At 24.3% G+C, this 6,900-nt stretch carries 6 protein-coding genes; 5 read left to right on the top strand and 1 reads right to left on the bottom strand.

What is annotated here, in order from left to right; genetic code table 11:
* The first annotated feature begins 162 nt into the window (after nt 1-162).
* From GBZ86_RS11000 to GBZ86_RS10980, 5 genes are all read left to right on the top strand, one after another.
* Nucleotides 163-783, top strand: a complete 621-nt coding sequence (locus tag GBZ86_RS11000; RefSeq protein ID WP_152890628.1) for a hypothetical protein — start codon at nt 163-165, stop codon at nt 781-783.
* 12 nt (nt 784-795) lie between these two features.
* Nucleotides 796-3,411 carry a hemoblobin-interacting domain-containing protein gene (locus GBZ86_RS10995; RefSeq protein ID WP_152890626.1) on the top strand — a complete coding sequence of 872 codons (2,616 nt, stop codon included), beginning with the start codon at nt 796-798 and terminating at the stop codon, nt 3,409-3,411.
* Nucleotides 3,412-3,604: 193 nt separating this feature from the next.
* Nucleotides 3,605-4,636, top strand: coding sequence for an FAD:protein FMN transferase (locus GBZ86_RS10990; protein WP_152890624.1), 1,032 nt, complete (start codon nt 3,605-3,607; stop codon nt 4,634-4,636).
* Nucleotides 4,637-5,011, top strand: coding sequence for a NusG domain II-containing protein (locus tag GBZ86_RS10985; protein ID WP_152890622.1), 375 nt, complete (start codon nt 4,637-4,639; stop codon nt 5,009-5,011).
* Nucleotides 5,012-5,027: 16 nt separating this feature from the next.
* Complete coding sequence (locus GBZ86_RS10980; protein ID WP_152890620.1) at nt 5,028-5,537, top strand: Gx transporter family protein; 510 nt, start codon at nt 5,028-5,030, stop codon at nt 5,535-5,537.
* 173 nt (nt 5,538-5,710) lie between these two features.
* On the opposite strand, the gene GBZ86_RS10975 is transcribed toward GBZ86_RS10980, so the two are convergent.
* On the bottom strand, nt 5,711-6,832 hold the full coding sequence (locus GBZ86_RS10975; protein WP_152890618.1) for an anaerobic sulfatase maturase: 1,122 nt from the start codon (nt 6,830-6,832) through the stop codon (nt 5,711-5,713).
* Nucleotides 6,833-6,900: the final 68 nt, after the last annotated feature.

Here is a 6,900-nt window from a genome sequence, read left to right as displayed (position 1 = left end):
ATCCTAACTTATATATTTAAAAATAAAAATGAGGTAGTTTATATTGATTTTCCTTATTTTCTTTAATAAATAATATTCTTTGAAAACGTATTATGTTATTGAAGAGGAAAAGAAAAATTTAGATAAATTAGCAAGTAAAAGAAAGATATAAGGAGGATAAAAATGAAACATAGTAAAAATAAAATAATAGGTGGGTTAATGGCATTATTATTTATTATAGCTATTGGATTTACAATAAAGTCTAATATAGTTACAGTAAATAATAAAACATTTATGAAGAAACAGAGTTCTAGTCTTATTGAAAATAAAAAAGAAAAAAACAAATCAGGTTTTTTAGATTTTTTTAAAAATATAATTTCTCATAAAAAGTCTAAAGGTGAAAATAATCAGAAAAACAATATTTCAGTAAAACAATCAAATAAAGATGGAAATTCGAAGGATAAAAAAGATGATGCAATAAGTAGTGCTTCTAAAGAAAAGGAAAAAAATACTGTATCTGAAATAAAGCCAAGTACATTTATAAATAAAGCAATAGATAAATCTGCTACAAAAATAGTAGATTTAGGATGGATTAAATACATAGTAGCTACTTTTAATGAAGGAACTATAAAAGATTATGATTTATATGTTTTAGATGGTGAAAATTACAAAGCTATAAAACCAAGTAATGTTGATGATAGTGGTAAAATTGTTAAATGGGAAATTGATAAATTAGGCTACAATACAATAAAAATTAAAAATAAAAACAGCGGCGAAGAAGGAATTTATAAGTTTGAAAAATAAGGAGTGGAACTAATGAATAAGAAAAAATTAAGTATATTAACAGCTGTTGTAGCCATATCTTTATGTACTTGTTCAAAAATAACTATGGCAGCACCTAGCAAAATATTAACTTTTACTAATATGCCAGTATGGGATTATCATAAAACAAATTACGATAAAGATGGAAATATAAGAATTACTACAGGAAAAACTACTTTTAATTTAAATGAAAAAGAAGAAAAAGTCAGTCATATCCCAGTATTTAACATAGAGGAAGTGGAAGTAAACTCACCTATTGTTATAAAATGTGAATTTAAAAAAGAAGAACAAAAAAATTGGTTTAATAATATAAATAAAATAACTAAAGAAGATTCAACAAAAAATCCAAATTTAGAACAAAGTTTAGAATTTGAAAAAAATGAAGATGAATTAATTATTAAAGCAAATCAAAGAGCTTTAGATAATAATGGGTTATATAACATTAAAGTTTATTCAAGTAATTATGATTCAATAATTATACCTGTAAATATTGTACAATCTAAACCAATAAAAGTTTTGGTATCGTATCCAATGAATCCTAGAACAGGAGAAGATGTGAGATTTAAATTAGAAAATTTTAATTATGCAGTTATAAATCCAATAACTAAAGTATTTTTAACTCACAATAATAAAAGAAAAGAATTAGTTAAGTTTGATAGTTATCATCCTTTATCTGATTCTATTACAGTTTATGCTAAGGACGATGAAACAGGTGAAGGAAATCTTTTAGAGCCAGGACAATATACTTTAGAAATATATGCTGATGGATTTAAAAAAGTGGAAAAGAAATTTGAAGTATTAAAAAATGAAGTTAAGTCTAATGAAAAAAATAGTATTAATAAAAAATTAGAACCTACATCATTAATTTTAAAGAGTAAAAAAGGTATAAAATCAAGTTTTTCATCAATAGATACATTAAGTAGTGCAAGTGTAGCAACAAGTGAAGGAGCAGATGATTCAGGATCAGAAGGAAATTCAGGTGGAAGTGTTATAATGCATTCAAATTTAATTTATAATCATGATTTACTTGCTAATGCATTAATATTAAAAGAGTTAGGTATAGGAACTACTGAGTCAGAGGCTATAGCTGATAGATTTGAGTTAAATACTATTTCATATGATGCAGTTGTAAGTGAAGATGGAACTCATATAAATGATTTTGAAGATTATTTAAATGCAGTTAAAGATGCTGCTTTAAATGGAGATTATTTAACTTATGATAATTATATATCAAGTGAAAATGCTAAAGAGTATAAAAATAGACCTTATAATGTAAAAGAAGTTTTAGAAGATAATCTTTTAGGACAAGCTAAAAGTTTTAGAGATACATTAGGTTTAAAAACTCCTAACTTAGAAGTTAAAACTTCAGTTAAGGATAAAGACATGGTTATTCAATGTAATGATATTAATTATTTAAGTAATATAAAATCTATAAAATTAAATGGTGATGGAAGAGATATATCTAAGGATTTGTATTCAATAAAAGGTAATGAATTAATTATAAATAGTAAGCTTATTACTGGGGATAAAATACAATTAAGAATTTTATCTAAGGGATATAAGGATAAAGTTATTGAAGCCCCATTAGAAAAAGTTTTAGATAAAGTAGATTTAAAACTAAACAAAGAATATAAAACTGGACAAAATATAGTGGTTACAGGTTTAACATCTGATTTTGTTAAAAACATTAAGAGTATAAAGATAAATAATAAATCAGTACTTACTAGGGATCAAGAGGGAAATTCTTCAGATACATATTATACAATATCAGGTGATAATTTAATACTTCAATCAGGTTTATTTAAAGATGCTAGAGAGTATAAATTAGAGATCGAAGGAAAGTACTATGGGAAAAAAGAACTTATTTTCACTATTACAAAAAGTGAAGAAAAACCAAAAGTAGATGAAAGTAATAAGGAAGAAATAAAGAAAAAATTACCTAAAATGAATATTAAAGTAGATAGTAAACCTATGTTTATGAAAAAGTATGATATTAAGTTTGAAAATGCAGGAGAATGGATAAATAATGTAACAGGTATTTCTGTAAATAATACAGAATATAAATTAGGACTTGCATGGGGTCAAACTAGCGGACATTATGCTATATACAAAAATGATGAACTTATAGGTATAGGTTCAGATAATTTTAAATCAGATAATGATAATGTAGTTACAGTTAAAGCTAAGGGTTATGATGATCTTACTTTTATAATAAAAAATGATGGAACAGTAAGTTGTGATAAAAAAGAACAGTCTATTAAAAATGATGTTTCAGTTGTAGAAGGAAAAAATGAAGTTCCTAAAATGAAAATTACATTAAATAAAGATTCATTCTTTATGAAAAAGTATGATATTAAGTTTAATGGAAATTCAGAAAAATGGATGGAAAAAATAACTAAGATTTCTGTGGATGGAGTAGAATACGAAAAAGGAATTCAATGGGGAAATGAAAAAAATCACTATAGTATCCATCCTGTAGATTATAATATAAGCATAGGATATGAAGGGCTTAAAACTGATGAAGAGAATGTTGTTAAAATATCATCAGAGGGATATAAAGATTTTATATTAAATATATCTAAGGATGGAAAATTAGTAGAAAACAAATAAATATATTCATTTAAAAATTAAAAGTTTATATTGTTTTGCATATAGCAGATGGCAAGTGTTAACTATAGACTACTAAAATTACATAGTCTTTTGAAATACTTGCCATATTTCTTTGCTAAATAATGTTTAGAAAACTAAAAATTAAAAAGATATATGTTTTAATAGATTGTAAGATAAGTGTGGAGTAAAATTTATGTTTAAAAAAAAATTAATTATTATAACAATGATTTTTGTACTTTTTTTAGGATTAATTTCATGTATGGGAATAAATAAGTTTAAAAATACAAAAGAAGAAGTAGAATCTTATGAAATGTCAGAAAAGATATTAGGTACTGTTGTAAGTGGTGTTGCTTATGGAAAAAACTCTAAAGAAGCTTTAGAGAAAGCTTTTAAAAGAGCTAATTATATTGAAAATATTATGTCAGTAAATATAAAAGATAGTGAATTAAATAAAGTTAATGAAGAAGCTTTCAATAAAGATGTTAAACTATCAAATGAACTTTACTATGTTATTGATAAGGCATTATATTATGCTAACTTAACAAATGGTGCTTTAGACCCAACTATAGGACATGTTATTGATGAATGGGGAATAGGCACAGACCATGCAAAAATACCAGAAAAAGATGTTATTAATAAATATAAATCATTGGAAAATTATAAAAATGTAAAATTAAATCTAAATACAAAAGAGATTAAATTCTTAAATGAAAATGTAAAGTTAGATTTAGGTGCTATAGGCAAAGGATATATAGGAGATGAAATGAGAATAGTCTTAAAAGAAGAAGGGATTCAATCAGCTTTACTTAATCTTGGAGGAAATGTAGTTACATTAGGAACTAAAATAAATAATGAAAAGTGGAGTATTGGAATAAGAAATCCAAAAGAAGAAAATGAAATATCAGCATCATTAAAGGCAAGTAATGAAGTGGTTGTTACTTCTGGAAATTATGAAAGATATTTTATAAAAGATGGAATTAGATATCATCATATAATAGATCCTAAAACTGTATATCCAGCTAAAAATGGAGTTGTTAGTTCAACTATAATAACTAAAGATGGAATTGACGCTGATGCATTATCAACTGCTACATATATTTTAGGATCAGAAAAAGCTAAAAAATTAATTGAAAGCTTAGATGGAGTAGAAGCATTTTTCATAAAAGATAATATGGAAGTTATAGTTACAAAAGGTTTAAATAATAAAGGATTTAGGGTTAGATAAATGAGAAAGAAATTACAGATAGGTATAATCTTTATTATTTTAATAGGAGCTATTGCAGGTTATTTTTTTATTAATAATAAAAAAGTTGAAAATTCTGTAGCTAAAATATATAAAGATGGAAATCTTATAAAAACAATTGATTTAAATAAAGTGAAAGAAGATTATGAAGTTAAAATTGGGGATGATGAACACTTTAATATTGTTAATATAAGTAAAGCAGGAATAAAAGTGGTTGAGTCAAACTGTCCAGATAAAGTATGTATAAAAGCTGGAGCAATACATGATTCATTATTACCAATAGCATGTCTTCCTAATAATTTAATAATAAAGATTGAGGGAATAAAGCAGGATGAATTTGATACAAAAACTTATTAATGGAGGTTTTATTATTATGAATAACAATTTAAAAAAATTAATAAGATTATCAGTATTAAGTGCAATTGCTTTAACTATATTTATGATAGAACTTCAAATACCACCATTAGTTCCTATACCAGGTATAAAATTAGGGTTAGCTAATATAATAACATTAATAATATTAGCTTTATATGGAGCTAAAGAAGCTTCGGCAGTTCTTTTTATAAGGATATTTTTGGGAAGTATGTTTTCGGGTCAAGTAGTAACATTCCTTTATAGTTTATCAGGTGGAATATTATGTTTAATTGTAATGTCCATATTAATAAAATTATTAGGAAAATCAAGTATATGGTTTATAAGTATATTTGGGTCAATATCACATAATATAGGACAAATTACTGTGGCTATGATTATATTTCAAACAACAAGTATATTATATTACCTACCTATATTATTAATAAGTGCAGTTATAACTGGATTTTTTACAGGTATTTCAAGTAAATTTATGATAACTAATGGAGTATTAAATAAATTAATTAATTGATAATCTTATTATAATTTGTATATTTATAATATCACATTCACTGTATATAAATAATTAGGTTAACATAGGAATAACCCATATTTATATACCATGAATTGTGATATTTTTTTGTGGAAATATAAATAATTAATGAACATAACAATTCAAAATTATGAGATTAAGTAATGTATTAATTATCTTAAATTATTAATTCTTCTTAAAGCATTAGATAATCTAGGAATGGCATATTCAAAAAATTCTTTATAACTTTCACAATAATAATTCAATGATAAACTATTATCCTTTAAAGGTTCTCTATATCTTCTACATCCACCTTTGCACAATTGAAACCATTTACAACGGTTGCAGGTTTCATTTATATTGATAGAAGATTTTATAAAATCTTGAGAAATTTTATTTTCATAAAGGTCTTTTAAAGACATGTGTTGAATATTTCCTAAATTCCACTTATCAACAACATAAAAGTCACAAGGATAAACACTTCCATCACTTTCTATTACAAATTGGCATGTACACATTCCGTTCATTCCACAAGAAGAGGATCTACCATTTACCATCAACTCTATTAAACTATCAAAGTATCTTATACTTATATAATTTCCAGAAATAAAGTCATTGTACCATTCATCAAAGAGTGTTTTTAAAAAATAAGTAAAATCATTAGGTTTCAAGGAGTAAGAATATGTTCCCCATTGTTCATATAAAGGATCTAAGCAATTAATAAATTGTATATATTTAAAATTCATACTTTTAAAATAAGAGTATATTTTTTTTATGTGCTTACAGCTTTTAGATGTGATAACACATAATATATTAAATTGGATATTATATTTTTTAAATAAATTAGCAGTTTTTATTACCTTATTAAAAGTATCAAAACCTTTACAGTCTTTTCTGTTAATATTGTGTATATCCTTAGGTCCATCCAAGGATAAGCCAACTAAAAAATTATTTTTTTCTAAAAATATTGCCCAATCTTCATTTATTAATGTTCCATTAGTTTGAATAGTATTATTTATTTTTAAATCTTTATAATTATATTTACTTTGAAGTTTTATTAAATCTTCAAAAAAATCTAATCCAGCTAAAGTAGGTTCTCCCCCTTGAAAAGCAAAAGTACATGTATCATCTGCTTCTTCTAAAGCTTTTTTTACTATAGATTCTAAAGTATCTTTATTCATTAATCCATAGCTTTTAACCTCTCTTTTATCACTTAAAGAATGATAAAAGCAATAATTACATTTTAAATTACAAGCACTAGAAGCTGGTTTTATTAATAATGTTATTGGTGGCATAATATACCTTCTTTCTATAATTATTTAAAATTTTTAGTTATATATAAATAGCATATAAATTTATATAC

Origin of the sequence: Clostridium tarantellae (assembly GCF_009295725.1) — a bacterium.
In the GTDB taxonomy this organism is placed as follows: domain Bacteria; phylum Bacillota; class Clostridia; order Clostridiales; family Clostridiaceae; genus Sarcina; species Sarcina tarantellae.
This window is presented reverse-complemented; position numbering and strand designations above follow the sequence as displayed.